This is a genomic window from Acinetobacter sp. RF14B (genome assembly GCF_006864105.1).
GTDB lineage: Bacteria > Pseudomonadota > Gammaproteobacteria > Pseudomonadales > Moraxellaceae > Acinetobacter > Acinetobacter lwoffii_C.
Window position 1 is genome coordinate 1 of record NZ_SMTB01000192.1, and the last position, 1,095, is coordinate 1,095.

Here is a 1,095-nt window from a genome sequence, read left to right on the forward strand (position 1 = left end):
CGGTTCTTCAGCGCTCCCAGTCAAAAGTCGATGCGCTGAAAGCACACTTCGGAGATCGCGTGCTCGCAATCGCAGGTGATGTGGCCAGCTATGAAGACAACGTCCGTGCGGTGAATGCAACCGTAGCGCATTACGGAAAACTCGACTGTTTCGTAGGTAATGCCGGGATCTGGGATCATTATGCCGATATCGTCAATACTTCGGGCGAGCAGCTGGAAAAAGCCTTTGACGAAATCATGGGCATTAATACCAAATCTTTAATCCTGGGAGCGAAGGCTGCGCTGGATGCATTGATCGCTTCTGAAGGTTCTATCATATTTACTTTGTCTAATTCGGCACTGTACTCCGCTGGCGGAGGCCCTGTATATACAGCATCCAAGCATGCCGGTGTCGGGGTGATGAAGGAACTGGCTTATGAGCTTGCGCCTAAAGTACGAGTGAATGCGGTTGCACCCTCAGGTATGAATGTGAATATCAAAGGCGCGGCATCCTTGGGTCAGGATAATCTGGGCCTGCTGGATGCTCGCGACCCTGAGAAAATCGCACGTGGTATGCCACTGAATTTCTTGCCTGAACCGGAAGACATGACCGGTTCATACGTGCTGTTGGCATCGCGTCAAAATAACCGCCCACTGACCGGTGTTCTGATTAATGCAGAATGTGGTCTGGGAATTCGTGGCTTACGCCAGCCACGCGCCGGTTTCTTTGACGAATAAAAATCTAGTCTAGTCGAATGGACTTATCGGCAGCCTGTTCTGGGCTGCCTTCCTTATTCAGGAGTCTCTCATGGCCGTTAAACTCATTTGTGCATCGCACAGTCCGTTAATGGAATTTGCTTCACCGCAGGATCAATCCAAAGAGCAGAAAGTACGTGCTGCTTTTGAACAGTTGTCTGCTGAAGTAAAAGCCTATGATCCCACTCTCATTATCACGTTTGGTCCAGACCATTTTAACGGTTTCTTTTATGACCTGATGCCAAGCTTCTGCGTGGGGATTCGTGCCAAAGCCGCAGGCGACTGGGATTATGGCAAGGACAATGACCACATTGATGTACCGGAAGATCGGGCACTGGCGCTGGTTCGCCGGGTGCTGGAT

At 50.6% G+C, this 1,095-nt stretch carries 1 protein-coding gene and 1 pseudogene; both read left to right on the forward strand.

Annotation, left to right across the window (positions count from 1 at the left end; all coding sequences use genetic code 11):
- A partial coding sequence (locus E2K52_RS14435; RefSeq protein WP_151205684.1) for an SDR family NAD(P)-dependent oxidoreductase occupies window positions 1-716 on the forward strand: 716 nt, incomplete at its 5' end.
- A gap of 70 nt (window positions 717-786) precedes the next feature.
- Window positions 787-1,095: pseudogene (locus tag E2K52_RS14440) on the forward strand (3-carboxyethylcatechol 2,3-dioxygenase); the annotation flags it as partial.